The 17268-nt window shown below is 51.3% G+C and carries 17 protein-coding genes and 2 riboswitches; of the genes, 9 read left to right on the forward strand and 8 right to left on the reverse strand.

Annotated features, from left to right (window positions below):
- Positions 1 to 82: 82 nt before the first annotated feature.
- Positions 83 to 847, reverse strand: coding sequence for a DUF4339 domain-containing protein (locus MKX50_RS11830; protein WP_339159749.1), 765 nt, complete (start codon positions 845 to 847; stop codon positions 83 to 85).
- A gap of 185 nt (positions 848 to 1032) precedes the next feature.
- Here MKX50_RS11830 and MKX50_RS11835 point away from each other — a divergent pair, with 185 nt between their 5' ends.
- Entirely contained in the window at positions 1033 to 2259 is a 1227-nt protein-coding gene (locus MKX50_RS11835) for an MFS transporter (RefSeq protein WP_339159751.1), read from the forward strand.
- Positions 2260 to 2314: 55 nt separating this feature from the next.
- Here MKX50_RS11835 and MKX50_RS11840 read toward each other — a convergent pair whose 3' ends face one another.
- A complete protein-coding gene (locus MKX50_RS11840) occupies positions 2315 to 3013 on the reverse strand; it encodes a metal-dependent hydrolase (protein ID WP_213588481.1) in 699 nt (232 codons plus the stop codon).
- A 164-nt stretch (positions 3014 to 3177) separates the two neighbouring features.
- Here MKX50_RS11840 and MKX50_RS11845 point away from each other — a divergent pair, with 164 nt between their 5' ends.
- Positions 3178 to 3819: a bifunctional 4-hydroxy-2-oxoglutarate aldolase/2-dehydro-3-deoxy-phosphogluconate aldolase gene (locus tag MKX50_RS11845; protein WP_339159754.1), complete on the forward strand. Its 642-nt coding sequence runs from the start codon at positions 3178 to 3180 to the stop codon at positions 3817 to 3819.
- Positions 3820 to 3904: 85 nt separating this feature from the next.
- On the opposite strand, the gene MKX50_RS11850 is transcribed toward MKX50_RS11845, so the two are convergent.
- Complete coding sequence (locus tag MKX50_RS11850; protein ID WP_339159756.1) at positions 3905 to 6163, reverse strand: Ig-like domain-containing protein; 2259 nt, start codon at positions 6161 to 6163, stop codon at positions 3905 to 3907.
- Positions 6164 to 6435: 272 nt separating this feature from the next.
- Complete coding sequence (locus tag MKX50_RS11855; RefSeq protein WP_339159757.1) at positions 6436 to 7347, reverse strand: hypothetical protein; 912 nt, start codon at positions 7345 to 7347, stop codon at positions 6436 to 6438.
- A 519-nt stretch (positions 7348 to 7866) separates the two neighbouring features.
- On the opposite strand from MKX50_RS11855, the gene MKX50_RS11860 reads away from it, so the two are divergent.
- Complete coding sequence (locus MKX50_RS11860) at positions 7867 to 8022, forward strand: hypothetical protein (RefSeq protein ID WP_213588477.1); 156 nt, start codon at positions 7867 to 7869, stop codon at positions 8020 to 8022.
- 234 nt (positions 8023 to 8256) lie between these two features.
- Positions 8257 to 9153, forward strand: a complete 897-nt coding sequence (rpoD, locus tag MKX50_RS11865; RefSeq protein WP_213588476.1) for an RNA polymerase sigma factor RpoD — start codon at positions 8257 to 8259, stop codon at positions 9151 to 9153.
- Positions 9154 to 9220: 67 nt separating this feature from the next.
- Here rpoD and MKX50_RS11870 read toward each other — a convergent pair whose 3' ends face one another.
- Positions 9221 to 10339, reverse strand: coding sequence for a hypothetical protein (locus tag MKX50_RS11870; RefSeq protein WP_213588475.1), 1119 nt, complete (start codon positions 10337 to 10339; stop codon positions 9221 to 9223).
- Between the two features lie 110 nt (positions 10340 to 10449).
- Positions 10450 to 10510, forward strand: a riboswitch (Fluoride riboswitch).
- A gap of 70 nt (positions 10511 to 10580) precedes the next feature.
- Here MKX50_RS11870 and MKX50_RS11875 point away from each other — a divergent pair.
- The 3 genes from MKX50_RS11875 (at position 10581) to MKX50_RS11885 (ending at position 13477) form a co-directional block, all read left to right on the forward strand.
- Entirely contained in the window at positions 10581 to 11912 is a 1332-nt protein-coding gene (locus tag MKX50_RS11875) for a voltage-gated chloride channel family protein (RefSeq protein WP_339159761.1), read from the forward strand.
- Positions 11913 to 12027: 115 nt separating this feature from the next.
- Complete coding sequence (locus MKX50_RS11880) at positions 12028 to 12543, forward strand: PCYCGC motif-containing (lipo)protein (RefSeq protein WP_339159763.1); 516 nt, start codon at positions 12028 to 12030, stop codon at positions 12541 to 12543.
- Between the two features lie 37 nt (positions 12544 to 12580).
- Positions 12581 to 13477: a radical SAM/SPASM domain-containing protein gene (locus tag MKX50_RS11885; protein WP_213588472.1), complete on the forward strand. Its 897-nt coding sequence runs from the start codon at positions 12581 to 12583 to the stop codon at positions 13475 to 13477.
- Between the two features lie 58 nt (positions 13478 to 13535).
- On the opposite strand, the gene MKX50_RS11890 is transcribed toward MKX50_RS11885, so the two are convergent.
- The 3 genes from MKX50_RS11890 to namA are packed head-to-tail and all read right to left on the reverse strand — an operon-like array spanning position 13536 to position 16131.
- On the reverse strand, positions 13536 to 14399 hold the full coding sequence (locus tag MKX50_RS11890; RefSeq protein ID WP_339159766.1) for a 1,4-dihydroxy-6-naphthoate synthase: 864 nt from the start codon (positions 14397 to 14399) through the stop codon (positions 13536 to 13538).
- Positions 14396 to 15097: a futalosine hydrolase gene (locus tag MKX50_RS11895; protein ID WP_213588470.1), complete on the reverse strand. Its 702-nt coding sequence runs from the start codon at positions 15095 to 15097 to the stop codon at positions 14396 to 14398. Before MKX50_RS11895 ends, MKX50_RS11890 begins: the two co-directional genes overlap by 4 nt.
- Positions 15098 to 15117: 20 nt before the next feature.
- Positions 15118 to 16131 carry an NADPH dehydrogenase NamA gene (gene namA / locus MKX50_RS11900; RefSeq protein ID WP_213588469.1) on the reverse strand — a complete coding sequence of 338 codons (1014 nt, stop codon included), beginning with the start codon at positions 16129 to 16131 and terminating at the stop codon, positions 15118 to 15120.
- A 164-nt stretch (positions 16132 to 16295) separates the two neighbouring features.
- A riboswitch (guanidine-I (ykkC/yxkD leader) is annotated at positions 16296 to 16401 on the forward strand.
- Between the two features lie 133 nt (positions 16402 to 16534).
- On the opposite strand from namA, the gene MKX50_RS11905 reads away from it, so the two are divergent.
- Both MKX50_RS11905 and MKX50_RS11910 read left to right on the forward strand, forming a co-directional pair.
- On the forward strand, positions 16535 to 16876 hold the full coding sequence (locus tag MKX50_RS11905) for a multidrug efflux SMR transporter (RefSeq protein WP_213588468.1): 342 nt from the start codon (positions 16535 to 16537) through the stop codon (positions 16874 to 16876).
- Positions 16876 to 17190: a multidrug efflux SMR transporter gene (locus MKX50_RS11910; RefSeq protein ID WP_213588467.1), complete on the forward strand. Its 315-nt coding sequence runs from the start codon at positions 16876 to 16878 to the stop codon at positions 17188 to 17190. The genes MKX50_RS11905 and MKX50_RS11910 overlap by 1 nt, the downstream gene beginning before the upstream one ends.
- Positions 17191 to 17268: the final 78 nt, after the last annotated feature.

A 17268-nucleotide genomic window follows, 5' to 3' on the forward strand; every position in this document is an offset into this window, starting at 1 on the left:
ACAAAAGAGCTGTTCCCAAGTGCAATTTACACTGTCAAGGGAACAGCTCTTGTTATGTTATTTCGGTTAAAGTCAGCTGACTTTATATGAACGCTCCGAAAAAACCTTTGAGGAAACCATAAACAAAACCGACGGAAAAGCCGATGACTAGCATTACGATCGCATACGACGGAAATTGGCGCAACCGGTATGCCCGGATAAACATATACACTGGGACGATCAAGAACCACCAGACAGACGTCGTACGATGGCCGGAACGTTGGAGTTCGTTTTTATCCAGCGAGCAAAATAGAGCATATAGCCCGAACATGAGGATTGTTATCACGAAACCGAAACCGAAGAAAGCCCCAGCGTCCCGCGCCAGAAGATGTATAAGATTGCCGGTGCCAGCAACCGCAACAAGCAGCCAAACATATGTATTGTTTACTTTTTGCAAAGGATATTGGCCGGGAGCCATTCGAGCCCCGGTATGCTGTCCCGGATAGATCCGCGCTCCAGGCATATGGCCTCCAGGCGGATATCCTGCTGGCCCAGGAACCGTGCCGGGCTGCGAGCCGCGATAAGCTTGGCCTGCGGGGGCCTGATTCGGATATGCTCCGTTATATGGAGAACGGCTTTGTTCTGCTTGCGAGCCGCTGCCGGGCGCAAACATAATATGGTTAATCAGTTCTGTCGAGGATAGCGGTACCCAATCAGCCATTCCATCGGTCCAAACCATTGTGCCCGGATGCAGCTCGCGGTAGATGTAATAGTCTCTTTGCATCTGTCCGATGGTAACCGGTCCTTTAATGATGTCGTTATGTACATAGTACCAGGGAACCGGACTGGTGTTATAATTGTTTCCCATGAATATCATCCTGCCTTTTGAAAAAAGATTTGCAAAATATAGCATAATATCCTCAATAGTACCATGGAATTACATAGAAGTAACGAGGCAGCTGAAGTTTTTGAGCGAAAAAAGTCATTATTTGCTATTATTAATCCATATTAAAAGAGAGAGAGAAACTAATCGAGCCCGTAGGAGTGGTTGAAATGAGCATATTGGAGACGATCCGCCAGCCGAAGCAGCGCAAGCTGCTGATGAGCGCGGGGCTGAGCTGGATGTTTGATGCGATGGATGTCGGCATGCTGTCATTCATTATCGCTGACTTAAGCCTGAAGTGGCAGCTGTCCCCTGAGCAAACCGGTCTGTTTACGAGCATTAATTCGATCGGCATGGTCTTCGGGGCGGCCATCGCCGGTTATATGGCGGACAAATACGGCCGAAAATCTGTGCTGCTATGGACGCTGCTGATCTTCTCGTTCGCGACAGGCTTGTCGGCCGCGGCCACCGGATTTGTGGTCCTGTGCATCCTTCGGTTTATTGCCGGCTTTGGCCTGGGAGGGGAACTGCCCGTTGCGTCGACGCTGGTGTCGGAATCGGTTCAGTCTAAGGATCGGGGGAGGGCGGTCGTGCTGCTGGAGAGCTTTTGGGCGGCAGGCTGGATTGCTTCGGCATTGATCGCCTATTTCGTGATTCCGAAATACGGCTGGCAAGCGGCCTTTATTATCGGCGGGCTGCCAGCGCTATATGCCCTATATTTGCGCAGGGCAATCGAGGATCCGCCGAGATATACGAAGCAAACGGCAGAGAAGGGAAACCGGGCAGCGTCTTTTCGCCAGAGGTTCAAGTCCGTGTGGGCCAAGCCTCATCGCCGTGCGACGATCATGCTGTGGGTGCTCTGGTTTACCGTCGTATTTTCTTACTACGGTATGTTCCTGTGGCTTCCATCGGTTATGATGCTTAAAGGGTTCAGTCTCGTCAAGAGCTTTGAATACGTTTTGATCATGACGCTGGCCCAGCTTCCCGGTTACTTTACGGCGGCCTATTTCATCGAGAAATTTGGCCGTAAATTCGTTCTCGTTCTCTATCTTGTGCTTACCGCTGTGAGTGCGGCATGGTTTGGCCTCGCAACTACGGAAGGCGCATTGATCGCTGCCGGCATTTGTTTATCGTTTTTCAATCTTGGGGCTTGGGGCGGGATGTACGCTTATACGCCTGAGCTGTATCCGACCAGCGTACGGTCCACGGGCGTCGGGCTGGCGGCCTCGTTTGGCCGGGTCGGGGGCATACTTGCGCCATATATGGTCGGGATGCTAGTTGCCAGACATTATGAGATCGGGTACATTTTCGTAATCTTTTTTGTGACCATCCTCATCGGTGCGGCAGCTGTGCTGTGGCTGGGGACAGAGACGAAAGGCAAAGAGCTGGAGGATTAGCTGGCATAAGTAAAGCCCCTGGCTGCCGCGAACGGCAGCCAGGGGCTGCTTTTTATTATAAACTTAACTGATGGTGGTGCAGCTCTTCTCCGGGCTTCAGTGCATGTCCTGTTATGCCAAGCTTGCTGAGTTCGCTGACGAACAGATCGCCATCCTGCCGGATCAGACCGAAGGTATTATAATGAATAGGCACGACATGGCGGGCGCTGACCCATTCCGCTGCGGTCAAAGCATCCTCCGGCCCCATCGTAAAGAAATCGCCGATCGGGATAAAGGCCAAATCGACCCGGTGGCGCGTGCCAATCAGCTGCAAGTCGGTGAACAGAGCCGTGTCTCCAGCGTGATAGATGGTGAACCCATTCAGCTCCAGCAATATCCCCGCGGGATTTCCAAGATAGACATTCGCGCCGTCTACCTCTACCGAGGAGCTGTGCAAGGCCGGAGTGAATTTCAATTTACCGAACGGAAACGTGAAGGAGCCGCCAAGATTCATGCCCGTCGTTTCCAGTCCTTTGGCTGCAAAATAGTTCGCTAGTTCCACAACGGCAATGATCGGACACTGATTGTTGCGAGCAATGGCCTCGGCGTCGCCGATATGGTCGGAATGGCCATGCGTCAGCAGTACGAAATCGGCCTCAACCTCTTCAGCGGAAACTGTGGCGACCGGGTTGCCCGTCAGGAACGGATCGATGATCAGCTTGTGTTCGCCAGTGTCGATGTGAACGGTAGAATGTCCTAAATAGGTCAGCTTCATGAATATCACCTCAATAAATAGTCGAATCCCTACTAAATTATAACTGACTTGGGCACTAGAGTCACATTTCAACTAATTTATGCCAAAATCATAAAGGATAGTAAAGGATAGTATTGTATTCGGGACTCGAACATGCTACGTTTTGAAGCGAGAGGGGGAGCAGAATGAGCACTGCGTTTGAGCAACTGAAACAAGAGAGGATCATCGCCATTCTTCGCCATGTGCCTGATGAACAGGCAGACGGATTGATTGCGGCTTTGGATCGTGCTGGAGTAGTGTTTGTGGAGGCTACGCTGAACAGCGATGGCGCTTTAGGCATGATTTCGCGCTGGCGCGAGCAGTATGGCGACCGGATGCGTATCGGAGCCGGCACGGTCCTGGATGTGAACATGGCCAAGGAGGCTGTGTCCGCAGGGGCAGAATATCTAATCGCCCCGAATTTGGATGAAGCTGTCGTGAACTATGCGCGTGAACAATCGATTGACGTTTATCCAGGCGCAATGACGCCTAGCGAGATCGTCAGAGCCTGGAATGCGGGAGCAACCGCAGTAAAAATATTTCCTATGGCCTCCATGGGGCTCGCCTATTTACGCGAAATTCGGGCTCCGCTTAGCCATATTCCGATGATCGCGACCGGGGGCGTCCGGCTGGATAATATTCAGCAGTTTATTCAGGCAGGAGCGACCGCGGTCGGACTTGGCGGAAGCATCGTCAACATGGATCTCGTAAAAGAAGGCCGCTTTGATGAAATCGAGCGGAATGCAGCATTGCTCGTACAGGCAGCCCGGCGGGCTGACGATAAATGAAATGAAGCTGCTTCGACTATGAAGCACACCAACCAAGCTCCCTTGACCATTGGCCAAGGGAGCTTGGTTGGTGTTCAGGATTCGTTTACGGAATGGGCCAGCTTACGGTCACTGTAGTGGATCGCGGGTGATCGTAAGCGCTTGCCCAGTAGTAATCGCCCGAGAGAACTCGCTGCGGCCAGAAGCCGACTTCTCCGGCGGCGTCAGGCAATGCTTCCGAATGGGCGTACAGCATACCGCTTGCATCAGGCGCTAGTTCGACGTATTTGCCTCCATTGAAGGTGAAGCGCCCGTAAACTCTGGCGACGATTTGTTCACCTGTTTCGTAATCGCATACTTTTAGCGTCACCTTTGAACGCGTACCCTCGCGGGCGATATTCATTCCGCTAATGATCATCGGGCGGAGGCTTGAGCTGGAGGTCGTGGCCGAAGCGACTTCAGAAGCGGGACCGACGTTGCCGCTAATGTCTTTGGCCGCAATCTTGTAATAGTATGTCGTATCAGGCAGCAGGCCGCGGTCTTTATAGGTCAGGTTGCGGGACTGGCCAGCCATGTTGGCGGAGTCAGGTTCGAAATCGGGCTCAGTGCTGCGGTAAATGACGTATTCCTCAATATCCGAATCGTCGAATGCCCTGCCGTATCGGAGGATAATGCTCTGGTAGTCGAAGGCATCGGCGGATGGCTGTTCGCTCACGGCGGTCGGCGGAGTCACATCTTCAGGCGTTACTGCCCACTTTACTCCGCCTGGCCCCCAAGCTGAAGGCAGCCAGCGAATCGAATCATAATGATGCATGGCGATGCCTCCGAAGGCGGGATTCCCGCTGAACCAGGCATAGACCTTATCCAGCTCGCTCTCCATATATGTCCGGCCCTCCTCCCGGAAGGTAATGGTTTCCGGGTCTCCGCTGTTGGCAATATCGAGCGTTTCGACACCGATCACGACTGAATTCGGCTTGCCGATCAAATTGGCATAATCGATTTCGCCTTGAGCATGGGCGATGATTCCGGCGCTGCCTTCGGCGCTATCGCGATAGTCCATGATTGTAATATAATCGCTCATGTCCTGAATATGCTCGGACAGCCATTTCGTTTGTCCGTTCCACGTAATATCTTTGGCCGGGTCGTTGCTGTCAAACCATCTGGGGATGGCCGGGCCGAACGGCAAGGCGATCCCAGCAGTATCTCTGCGAGCTATTAGCTGTTCCATAATATCGAGATACTGAAGCTGAACCGAGGGTTTTTGCAATCTAAAGTCCGGCAGGATATACGGTTCGATGTCTACGTTTACGCCGTCGAATTGCTCGTTAGCAGCTGACGACAGGTTGTAGTTTATCACCTTTTCCATTTCACGGATCGCCAGCTCGTGATAGGGAGTTAATGCTCCGAAATAGGGAGGGACCGTACCACCAGCGATGCAGGCATGGACTTTAAAGCCGTTATCGTGGGCCCAGGCTACGAATTCCCTTACTTTGCCGGGTTCATCCTCCAGGATGTCGATGCCTTCATATGGGAATACGCCCAGGTAGAAGGTCGTTACCGAATCGGAGTCGAAGGTATCCGTATCGTCTGCAAAAGCCTTAAGAGCGCTGCGCGATCCTGGATTGAGGAATAAATTATAGGCGGCTTTTTCCCAAATCCATATGGCCCGGTCCTGCCGTTCCAAAACCATCTCTTCCGGAATCACTTCGCCGTTCTTTACGTATACGGTCAAGCTGCGGCCGACATTCCCGAATTGGTCGATAGCTCTGGCCTCGATGCTTGAGGTGCGGTCTGGAGCCGAATCGGCATCCCACATATACTCGTAGTTCTCCCCGGAACCGCTCGCGGCATTCCATGAACCGCCGTTCAACCTGACTTCAACGGTTTGCACAGGATTTAAAGCATAGACGGATAAGGCTACGGATATTTGTCCTTCGACGAGGGAGCCGTCAAGCGGCTGATCAATGCGTACAAGGGGAGGGGAGGAGCCTGGATTATCCACCTCGATCCGTTTGACCGGGGTGGTTACTCCGTATCTGGTAACGCTGTCCAGTCCACGCGCGACGAGGTTGATCTCGCCGTGGTACCGGCTGGTGTCCAGCTCGGCATGCCATGTGCCCGTCTCGGTTCCGCTCAAATTGTTCATGTGCGTATCGAGCTGTTCCCGCCCGTTCACGATCAGCTTGATATCGTAGACATCCGTATAATGCCCAGAAATGATAACCTGGCCTGCTTCTACTTGGGCCCCATCGCTATGGGAATCGATCGTGATTTGAGAAACAGCCCGGGCTGCCGGAAGCTGATGAACGGGGAATAACGGCATAATACCGACGACGAGCATCATGACCAGCCATTTGGATAGCAAAGGGAGGACGCGTGACTTCCTGCCTGTCGCTTGACATGACATCGTGAATCCCTCTCTTTCCGCGGGATCAACACCGCTCCAATATTTGTAAACGTTTACAGCATCCATTGTACCGGTTGAAAATTTAGAAGGGCAACGGCCTTAAATCGACCATATTACAGCTCAGGATATCCAAAAAAAGCTCTTTCCGCTTTTGGATGAATATGGATCATTCCAAAATTGGAGAGAGCTTCAGAGTAAGACAGGCTTTAATGTTTAAGATGAACAGCAGACTACGGCTTGCTGCGTTGGGCCATTTCCATCATTCCCACGAGGTCATGAACGGCGATGCCCGCATACGAGCTGTAAGCTCTGCCGAGCTGATCCAAATAGAGCAGCTGTGCGTTCATATAATCATATCCTTCCTCGTAGAAGGATACCTGATTGCCTTCCGAGGAATACTTGGTCTCAACGCCGGTATATATGCGCTTGTTCAATTTCTCCGCCTCCTGGAGCTCCTCTTTGGCCAGTTTAATTACGGCATCGGCGCTATCGCGGTAAGACATCAGGGTTACAGAATCAAATTGGGAGATCATCCAGGAGCTTAATGACATTTCTGAATCGCTTGCCGCATATTTATCTAACCAGAAAGGCAAATCGGCAGCGATCGGCAGCTTCAGGTTCGCGGCTTCCTGAATGAGATACTTTACATTGGACTGCCACTGCTTAATAACGTTATTGATGTCGTTCTTCCACTCGGGCAAAAGATAAGGTTCAATATCCACATGAACGCCCGTAAATTGTTCCTCTTCAGCAGCTGTCGCTTGATAGCTGCGAATCCAGTTCATGAAGCTTGTCAGTTGAGAGCGGTTAGATTCCAGCGCCCAATTCGGGGCTCCGTTCAAGGCATGAACCTGGATGCCGAGCGCATTTGCTTTGTAGATGAATTGCTTGTAATAAGGGATGTCTACACGTGTGCTGATTTGCAAATAAATCATGCGAATGCCTTCTGAAGCGGAAAATGCCAGAAGCTCTTCGGTTTGCGTTTCGATCAGTTTCGTATTCCACAGCCATGTGGCTTTGGGAAGCTTGCCGGTTGCAGCGGCCTTGGTTGCAGAGGGGGCAGTAATAGTACCGAATATGATGATGCTTGCGATGAGCAAGAAGAAGAGACGCCGGAGGGAAGGATTTGCAGGTAAACTCATGTTGTCCAGCTCCTTAATAATAAATTATTCACAAAAATAGGACTATGGTGGCGGGAAGATGAAATGATTTCATGATATGCTGTTACTTCCAGGCCCTACCTCCTATTTTTTCTTTACCGTATGAAAAATACATGAAAGAATTGGTTATAAAAGCACTATATCATATAAATTGATAATTTTGTCGAAATTTGTCTAGTTCTTTAGTATGATTTTTCAAAATTATCGTTTCATTTGCACATTTTTTGGGTATTTATTCAGGTTTGAGTGAAGTAATTTGTCAGCGAAAATAGGATGACATACATATAGCCAGTGCACGGTAAAGAGGCTGTACGCCTATAGGGAACTTGTTCCTGTTAACGTTCGCGGGGTATTTTGTAAGCGATTACAAATGGGCGGGAATGCTTAGATGCCGATTTAGGCATGCAAATCACTGTTTCAAAACCGATATATTGGCTAAACTATTATTAAAAATTTAAATATATAGGTATAAAAGACCTCGGAAAAAGGAGCGATCCTGGCATGAAAATTATCATCACGCAGAGCGAGGCGATGGAGAAAGGGATTTGGCCGAAAGTGATGAGCGCATTCGGTTTGGATAAGGATGATGAGGTATGGGACAAGGAACAGTTCATTTTGACGGAGGAACAGGCCCGAGAATTTGGGTTGATTCGCTGATCCTAAAATCGTTGCCCATTAAAAAACGCCGACCCGTCAGGGATCAGCGTTGTTTGCATGAATTAAGCAAAACTATTGATTGATTAATTATTATTTATGTGTTAAAATGACGGATAGTCAAATAGAAGTAACGATTTTTGGATCGCTTTTATAATAGCATAAAAGCTGGCAATTGTCAAACCAAATATAGATCGAGATAAGTTGTATGTCAATTCATGGGTGGGGGTCTGAATCGTGACAGAGGATTTGAAGCTTCATACTGAATCAGAATATACGGATGACCTGACGCTGCCGCCAGGTATAAAGATCGATGATCCTGTCCGCATGTATTTGAAGGAAATCGGCAGAGTCCCGCTCTTGTCAGCGGAAGAAGAAATCGAACTGGCGAAGCGAATAGAGCAAGGGGACGAAGAAGCCAAACGCAGACTGGCCGAAGCCAATCTGCGTCTCGTCGTTAGTATTGCCCGCCGATATGTCGGCAGGGGAATGGTGTTCCTCGACCTGATTCAGGAAGGGAACATGGGGCTTATTAAAGCCGTCGAAAAATTCGATTTCAAGAAAGGTTTCAAATTCAGCACCTATGCTACATGGTGGATTCGCCAGGCCATTACAAGAGCCATCGCTGATCAGGCCAGAACGATTCGGATTCCAGTTCATATGGTAGAGACCATTAATAAGCTGATCCGCGTTTCCCGCCAGCTTCTTCAAGAGATCGGGCGTGAGCCAACTCCGGAGGAAATCGCCAAGGAAATGGATCTTACCCCGGAAAAGGTTCGGGAAATCATGAAGATCGCCCAGGAGCCTGTTTCATTAGAGACGCCAATTGGGGAAGAAAATGATTCCAATCTGGGTGATTTTATTGAGGATCAGGATGCACTTGCACCGGCGGATGCTGCAGCGTACGAATTGCTGAAAGAGCAGCTGGAGGAAGTGCTGGATACGCTGACCGAACGTGAGGAGAATGTGCTTCGTCTGCGTTTCGGGATGGATGATGGACGGACGCGTACGCTTGAAGAGGTAGGCAAGGAGTTCGGCGTGACCCGGGAACGGATCAGACAAATCGAGGCCAAAGCGCTTCGTAAGCTGAGACATCCAAGCCGCAGCAAGCGTTTAAAAGATTTTATGGAATAATAGCTTATCGTTTAACATATGAAGGGAGCTTTCGCTTGAGTTCAAATCAAGGAAGCTCCCTTTTGTTTTAACGGCGACACTTAGGGGGGCAGTGCTCGGCGGTAATAGGCCTGATTGAGCGCAGCAGCTTAGGCGGCAAAGGCTGCGTAAAGGCATAGTTCCGCAGCCGGCTCCGGCCAGGACGATGCAGGGCATGACATTTCCGCCGTTGATGGCTGGACGGGGTGGCTACCCTTGCACCGAATACCTGCATGAACCATTCAATCGGATACGAAATCGAAAGAAATCCGTCGGCAGAGCCGGCATAATTGACAGCGGCTGCCAAGTTTCCGCGGCGGGTTAGCCATACGGAGCCGGAGTCTCCGCTTAAGGAGACGGGCCGGTTGCCGCGAATAACGCTCTGGTTCTTGAAGGTAATTGTCCCTAGATTGCCGTATGAACCGTAGCCGACGCGAATATCAGTATGGATCGATTCTACGCGTCCTGTTCTTATTCCCGTCGTGCGGCCGACCTTCTTGAACCGGTCTCCTACACGATAGGATCGCAAATGGCCCGGAACGGTTCCGAACACGGCGTAACGGGGATTGAGCAGCGCGGGGCGAAGCGGTTTGGCCATCGCTGCGTCCAGGTAATTGTTCCTTTTCTTGCTTAGTCTTACGAAACGATGCAGTTCTCCAATGCGATCCGTGCGTACTGTGCCTCCGTCGGCGCCTCCCGGCTGGAGTGTCTTGGAGCAGCGGTTGCTATTCTCGTTCACGAGCACATGATTATTGCTGAGCAAGTAGCGGTTCTGGCCGCATTTTCTCTTGGTCACGATCAGTCCGGCTGTACCGGAAGCCCCAGGAGTTCCGACGCTGTAACCCGCGATGACCGGCCGGATTCTTCTTCTGAACCGAACGCTTTCTGAGCTGCTGTGTTTATGAAAGCCAGCCGAACGAACGATGCGGACTGGAACGCCCAATTTAGTTTGCAGCTTGGCGCAATTTATAGGTTTTCGTTTGGACGAGGCCTTTTGATTGGATTTAGCGGTTGCCGCCAGAGCGCTGGCATAGAGTATAATTGCTGCGCCCTTGCCCGGGCGGCGCGGATCGGATAGTCCAACGCCAATGCCGTGAACACCGTGCCGCTTCAGTATGTTTGCGGCTAATCGCTGTTTTATTTGATACGCTTTGCGGAAGCTTGCCAATGGAAATCACCTTTTCTCTCTGGTTTCTTGTATCTTATGCCGGGAATTAGAGTTTGGTTTGGGGGACGATTGACTACGGGGAGCATATTGATATACAATGATTTCAACTAAAAAGCGAAGGCGATGGAGTTCGCCATAACCGCCAATGAGGCTAATGACTCCTATCAGTGCGTATTTTGCCTGCGCACTGGTAGGAGTCTTTGTTCATTAACCAGTCTAATCTGCTAGGAGGATTAAGTTCATGTCGTCTCAAGAAGCATCGCCTCGAAATCATGAGCGAACAAAGGGCAGCTATCTTATCGGGGAAATAAAGAATTTTGCAGCTTTTCCTGGCTCATTCATAAAATGGATACTGCTTGGCAGTATTGTCGGACTGCTTACCGGTACGGCTTCCGCTTTTTTTCTGATCAGTCTTGATGCTGTTACGGATTGGCGGTATATGCATCCTTGGCTGCTATGGCTGCTCCCGCTCGGGGGTGCGTTAGTAAGCTATGCCTATATGAAATGGGGAAAAATCAGCGCCAAGGGCAATAATCTCATTCTGGAGCAAATCCAGAACGGAAACGAACGCATCCCCCTTCGAATGGCGCCGCTCGTCCTGTTTGGAACTTTGGTCACGCATTTGCTAGGCGGTTCAGCTGGCCGGGAAGGAACAGCGGTACAAATGGGGGGAACCCTGGCCGATTCGTTAAGCAGGCTCGTTAGGCTGGGTCCGCTGGACCGCCGGATCCTGTTAATGTGCGGGATAAGCGGAGGCTTCGGCTCTGTATTTGGCACGCCGCTGGCGGGAACGATGTTCGGACTAGAGGTGGCCGTGCTCGGGCTGATCAGCTATCGGGCGCTTGTTCCCTGTTTTGCCGCGAGTTTCGTTGGCCATTTGACGACGGTTAATCTATGGGGGGTTCAGCACCATACGTATCAAATCGGGCAAATTCCGGCTTTATCCGGCACAGTGCTGTTGAAGGTCGTAGCCGCATCCATCCTCTTTGGGCTGACGAGCATGCTATTCAGTAAATTGACTCACTATTTTAAAAAAACCTTCAGCCGCGCAGTCCCTAATCCAGTGTTGAAGACTGCGCTAGGAGGCGGTCTTATCATCGTTATGGTCTATGCGGCAGGAACCCGGGATTATTTGGGGCTTGGCCTGCCGTTAATTGCCGATTCCTTTGGCGAGGGAGTTTCGCCGTTTGCTTTTTTGGGCAAGCTGCTGTTCACTTCGGTTACACTGGGCTCGGGATTTCAGGGAGGAGAGGTGACACCGCTTTTCGCGATTGGAGCCAGTTTGGGGCACAGTCTGTCTGGTTGGCTTCATCTCCATGGCCCGTTTCTGGCGGCTCTTGGTTTCATCGCGGTCTTCTGCGGGGCTGCCAATACACCTGTAGCCTGCTTTATAATGGGGATTGAGCTATTTGGATCGGAGGGGGCGTTATACATGTTCATTGCCTGCCTGGTCAGTTATGTATTCTCGGGTCATAGCGGCATCTACAGCTCCCAGCAAATCGGCGTCTCTAAAAGTTCGCTGCTGAGCATTCCGCCCGATACGAGACTGGATAGCGATAGGGCAAGGCGGTAAGGGAATGCAGCGAGGTATATTTTATTAGGCGTTTCATTCCATTTGAGATAAAATAGAGCTAGCGATGATGTGATTATAATCATACTTTCTTGAAATGAATGGAGGACTTGGAACGATGAGACAAGCGTTTGCTACGCTGCTGGCGTCTACGCTTCTATTACTCTCGTTAACCGCCTGCGGCGGTGAGAGCAAGGGCGCAGCCGGCGGAACTGATACGAATCAAATGCAGCATGGCGAGTTACATATTACGGTTAGCGGGGACTTCCAGGAACGGACGGCTAGCCGGGAGGCCCTGCCTTCTTTTTTGGAGGGTCAGCATGAAAATGTCGTTCTCGCATACAAAGCTGTCAGTGAGCATCCCGAGCTGCTGGACGGTATGCCCTGCTATTGCGGCTGCGGGGATTCGGCAGGTCATCGCAGCAATCGGGACTGCTTCATTCACGAGCTGAAGGAGGATGGCTCGATCGTCTGGGATGACCACGGGACAAAATGCAACGTATGTCTGGAAATCGCCGTAGAATCGATTCAACTGCAGCAGACTGGCAAATCGGCCGCGGACATTCGTACAAGGATCGACGAGAAGTATCGGGATGGCTACGCCAAGCCGACGGATACGCCGTTTCCGTCATAAGTCGCAAATAATATGAGACAAGTAGGAATAAAACAAGATGAAAAAATTCAAAAAGTTCTATATTGAAACGACCAGCATCTGCAATTTGGCTTGCAGCTTCTGTCCGCCTACGGAGCGGAAATCCCAGTTCATCAAAGTTGAGGACTTCGCAAAAGTACTGGACGAGGTAAAACCGCACACCGACTATATTTATTTGCATGTCAAAGGTGAGCCCCTGCTGCATCCGAAGATCGACCAGCTGCTTGATTTAAGCCATGAGAAGGGCCTCAAGGTGAATATTACGACGAACGGAACCTTGATTCGCAAAGCCTGGCCCAAAATCATCAACAAGCCTGCTTTGAGACAAATGAACTTCTCGCTGCACAGCTTTGATGGTCATGAGGGTTCGACGGACCGCGAAGGGTATATCGAAAATATATTGTCCTTCGTGCGGGAGGCGGTCAGTACCTCTGACCTGATTGTTTCGTTCCGCCTGTGGAATTTGGATAAGAACAACGAGACCAATTTACAGCGGAGCCGCAACCGGGCAACACTGGAAATGATTGAGAAAGAGTTCGGGCTCGACTATCAAATCGAGGAGAGAGTAGTGCCAGGGGGCGGAATTAAGCTTGCCGACCGGGTGTATTTGAACCAGGATCATGAATTTGACTGGCCGGACTTGCGGGCGGAAGAGGACGATGGCCACGGCTTCTGCCATGCGCTGCGGAATCAAGCGGGCATTCTCGTGGACGGCACGGTTATTCCATGCTGTTTGGATGGGGAAGGTGTAATTAATTTAGGCAACGTCTATCAGACGCCGTTCTCAGACATTATTGAAGGAGAGCGGGCAACCCGGCTTTATGAAGGATTCTCGCGCAGAACCGCCGTGGAGGAGTTATGCCGCAAATGCGGCTACCGGAAGCGGTTTGGCGGCAGGCCGCAGCAAATCATATAACAATAGCCGATCAGTTCAGGCAAGAGCTCCTGTTGCTGATCGGCTATTTGTTTTGTTTCTAGCGGAGCAGGCTGGGGTCTATCTCGGGTACGAGCCCTTCGCGTGCTGCACGGCTAAGGAGCGCAGTAACAGCCGCATATCCGTCTTCGCCTAGCGATTCCGTATAACGGTTTACGTACAGGTTGATATGCGCGTCGGTCACTTCCGGCGACATTTCCTGCGCATGGCTCATGACATATTCCCGCGACGATTCCGGGTGAGCCCAGGCATATTGCACCGATTGCCGCGTCCAGTTCGCAATGGCCGCCAGGTCAAGAGAGCGGCGGGCGATAATGGCGCCTAAAGGGATCGGCAGTCCGGTATCGTCTTCCCACCAGCTGCCGAGATCTCGCATTAGCGTTAACCCATACGCAGGATAAGTAAAGCGGGCTTCGTGGATGACGAGTCCGGCGTCGACCTGGCCGTCGCGGACTGCAGGCATGATCTGGTCGAAGGGCATGACTACGATTTCGCCCACACCGCCAGGAACCGCTTGGGCAGCCCATAATCGGAAGAGCAGGTAAGCCGTGGAACGCTCACTAGGAACAGCGACGCGCCGCCCAGACAGCATGGAAGGGGCGGTCGCAGCCGTATCAGACCCCGAGCCAGCGGCAGATTTGTCTCCAGCGGTTAGCACTAGCGGTCCACAGCCGCGGCCGAGTGCGCCTCCGCAGGGAATCAGCGCATATTCATCAAGCACCCAGGGGAGGGCGGCATAAGAAATCTTCAATACATCGGGGCCTTTGCCGCTGGCGGCAAGACCGTTGGTTACATCGATATCCGCATAGGTAATGTCCAACTCGGGCGCTCCGGGAATGCAGCCATGCGCCCAGGCATGGAACACGAAAGTATCGTTCGGACAGGGAGAAAAAGCTATTTTCATAATTCCAGTACCTCCGGTAATAAGGAACAAGCTCGTTCCAAGGCTAATAGGGCATCGCCGATTTTCCACAGCTCGCGCTGGCGCGGGCCGACCGGATTGGAGATGGCCCTGATTTCCATTACGGGCAGATTTCGATGGTGTGCCGCTAAGGCCACGCCGTATCCTTCCATTCCCTCCGCAGCAGCTCCCGGAATGCGATGGCTGAGATGCTCTGCCGTCGCTGCCGATCCCGTAACGGTGGATAACGTCAGAACAGGCGCTGTGCAGGCGGCAAGCCCAGATTTCAGAACCGCCTGCGCCCATTGGCTCGACAAGTGCTCATCGGCTTTGAGGCGCGAGGAGCCGAAGCCGAGCTCGTCCAGGCTCAAGAAGCCCTCCGGCGATTCAGCGCCTAGGTCCGCGGCGATAATATCGGTGGCGATGACGATGGAGCCGATGTCTGCTATGCCGATAAATCCGCCGCCGATGCCAGCGCTGATCACCAAATCATAGGGCTTAGCCCCGTCTGCTGAAGCAAGCGTTGCCGCTGTATTGGCCGCAGCGGCGATCGGGCCGACACCTGCCAGCCGCACCTCAATTCCGGGCGCGCCGTTCAATCCGCGAAGCACCGCATCCCGCTCCGCTTCGACCGCAGTCATGATGAGCACGCGGCGAGGACGAGGAGAATTGTTATTCTTGGAGTTGTTGTCATAATTCATACTGTGAGCCACTCCTTCTCTTATGCGCGATGGTACGGCTGAGGGCGCTCGATTTCAGCACCCAGCTCCTTAGCTGCGTTCAGCGGCCAATACGGATTGCGCAGCAATTCCCGGCCGATGAAAATAAGATCAGCCCGGCCGTTGCCGAGGATTTCTTCCGCCTGCAGGCTGCTGGAGATAAGGCCGACTGCTCCGGTTGCGATGCCGGCTTCGTTTCGAATCCGATCGGCCAAATTGACCTGGTAGCCGGGATATACGTCGATGGAAGCTGGTACGATCCCGCCAGAGCTGCAATCGATCAGGTCCACTCCTTGCTCCTTCATGTGCGCGGCGAATTGAATATATTGCTCCAGGGAGTTGCCTTCCTCATGGTACTCATTCGCGGAGACGCGTACGAAGATCGGGCCGCTCCATTCCGTTTTTACCGCTTCGATAATTTCGCGCAGCAGGCGATAACGGTTATCTGCGCTGCCGCCGTATTCATCACTGCGCTTATTCGCAAGCGGAGAGAGGAACTCGCTGATCAAATAGCCGTGAGCGCCATGAATTTCGATGATATCGAACCCGGCTTCCTTGGCACGACGCGCCCCGTCTTTAAAAGACGCAACGATATGCGCAATATCGTCTTTGGAAGCTTCCTTTGGCGTTTTCATGCCTGGGAAGGGAATGGCGGAAGGGGCGATAATCGTTTCTTCCAGCTCAGCTTTTCTTCCAGCATGAGCCAGCTGAATTGCCGCTTTGGCCTCGTGATGATGGATGAGGCGGACGATTTCCTGCAGCCCCTCGATATGCTCGTCGCTCCAAATGCCCAGATCCTGATAGGAGATCCGGCCTTCGGGCGCCACGGCGGTTGCTTCAAGCATAATCAAGCCAACCTGTCCGGCGGCGCGGCTTGGATAATGCACCCGATGCCAGTCGGTGACTTTGCCGTCGCGGTTATAGGAGGAGTACATGCACATCGGCGACATGACGATCCGGTTTTTTAGAGTTACATTTTTAATGGTGTAAGGCGAGAACAATTTGGTTTGGGTCATGGTTACTCTCCTTTTTTATATGGTTATCTCATGGAATGAAGGTGCAAATTTCCTTCTGAAAACTATGTTAGACTATACGGGAAGGGTTGACAAGTTTGCGGGAACAAGGGCAGGGAACGACATTCCCGTTGACCATGAGCTCATTATCTTGTAAAATATATGTCACAATTGTTCTCTAGGGTTCCGCGGCAGCTACTGCAGCCGGCCTGGTCCAAGAGAGGACGCGCAGGAAATATCCTGTGGACACGGAGGGACAAAAGCCCGGGAGGATATCATTCGCCGATATCTTTCCGGGCTTTTGTCTGCCTGAGAGAGATGAGAGCGCTGGGGAGGAGGAATTCCATGGATACAAGCTGTTTTTTTGTTTTTGTGTGGGAAAGAATAAAATCGGAGGTGCTGTTCGATGAATAACAACTGGATCAAAGTAGTTATTGCTGCTTTTTTTGAAGTTTTTTGGGTTATTGGATTAAAACATGCAGATGACTTTTGGACTTGGGCTGGTACGGTTATTTCCATTATTGTTAGCTTTTATTTAATGATTATGGCTGGCAAAAAACTGCCTGTTGGAACTGTATACGCAGTTTTTGTTGGGCTAGGCACAGCGGGAACTGTCTTTTCAGATATCGTATTCTTTGGTGAACCCTTTAAATTAGCAAAATTAATTTTAATTGTGGTTTTATTAGCAGGGGTCATGGGCTTGAAATTAGTTACGAATGACAAAGGTATAGAAGGGGTTGAATCTTAATGGCGTGGGCTTCTTTGGTCGCAGCAGGCTTGTTTGAAATGTTTGGTGTTTCCATGATAAATAAATTGCATAAAGATCGCAGCTGGCAGTCAATAGCGCTGTTAATTCTTGGATTTGGAGCAAGTTTTCTATTTCTTGCTTATGCCATGAAAACCTTGCCTATGGGGACCGCGTATGCAATTTGGACAGGAATTGGTGCATCTGGCGGAGCGATTTTAGGAATGTTGCTATATGGCGAGTCAAAAGACTGGAAAAGAATTTTTTTTATAGCTATGGTATTAGGAGCTGCTATTGGTTTAAAGCTAGTCTCGTAAAGCATTCAACATCCTCATTTGCGTAAAAAAAGCGGCCGAAATCTCACTAAGGAGCTTCGGTCGCTTTATTTGTGTATT

The organism is Paenibacillus sp. FSL W8-0186, assembly GCF_037969765.1.
Classification (GTDB): domain Bacteria; phylum Bacillota; class Bacilli; order Paenibacillales; family Paenibacillaceae; genus Fontibacillus; species Fontibacillus woosongensis.

Coding starts and splice junctions, on each gene's coding strand:
- MKX50_RS11835 (WP_339159751.1), top strand. CDS start 1,033: ATGAGCATATTGGAGACGATCCGCCAGCCGAAGCAGCGCAAGCTGCTG.
- namA (WP_213588469.1), bottom strand. CDS start 16,131: ATGACCCAAACCAAATTGTTCTCGCCTTACACCATTAAAAATGTAACT.
- MKX50_RS11910 (WP_213588467.1), top strand. CDS start 16,876: ATGGCGTGGGCTTCTTTGGTCGCAGCAGGCTTGTTTGAAATGTTTGGT.
- MKX50_RS11875 (WP_339159761.1), top strand. CDS start 10,581: ATGTCGTCTCAAGAAGCATCGCCTCGAAATCATGAGCGAACAAAGGGC.
- MKX50_RS11830 (WP_339159749.1), bottom strand. CDS start 847: ATGGGAAACAATTATAACACCAGTCCGGTTCCCTGGTACTATGTACAT.
- MKX50_RS11885 (WP_213588472.1), top strand. CDS start 12,581: ATGAAAAAATTCAAAAAGTTCTATATTGAAACGACCAGCATCTGCAAT.
- MKX50_RS11855 (WP_339159757.1), bottom strand. CDS start 7,347: ATGAGTTTACCTGCAAATCCTTCCCTCCGGCGTCTCTTCTTCTTGCTC.
- MKX50_RS11860 (WP_213588477.1), top strand. CDS start 7,867: ATGAAAATTATCATCACGCAGAGCGAGGCGATGGAGAAAGGGATTTGG.
- MKX50_RS11840 (WP_213588481.1), bottom strand. CDS start 3,013: ATGAAGCTGACCTATTTAGGACATTCTACCGTTCACATCGACACTGGC.
- MKX50_RS11905 (WP_213588468.1), top strand. CDS start 16,535: ATGAATAACAACTGGATCAAAGTAGTTATTGCTGCTTTTTTTGAAGTT.
- MKX50_RS11895 (WP_213588470.1), bottom strand. CDS start 15,097: ATGAATTATGACAACAACTCCAAGAATAACAATTCTCCTCGTCCTCGC.
- MKX50_RS11845 (WP_339159754.1), top strand. CDS start 3,178: ATGAGCACTGCGTTTGAGCAACTGAAACAAGAGAGGATCATCGCCATT.
- MKX50_RS11880 (WP_339159763.1), top strand. CDS start 12,028: ATGAGACAAGCGTTTGCTACGCTGCTGGCGTCTACGCTTCTATTACTC.
- MKX50_RS11890 (WP_339159766.1), bottom strand. CDS start 14,399: ATGAAAATAGCTTTTTCTCCCTGTCCGAACGATACTTTCGTGTTCCAT.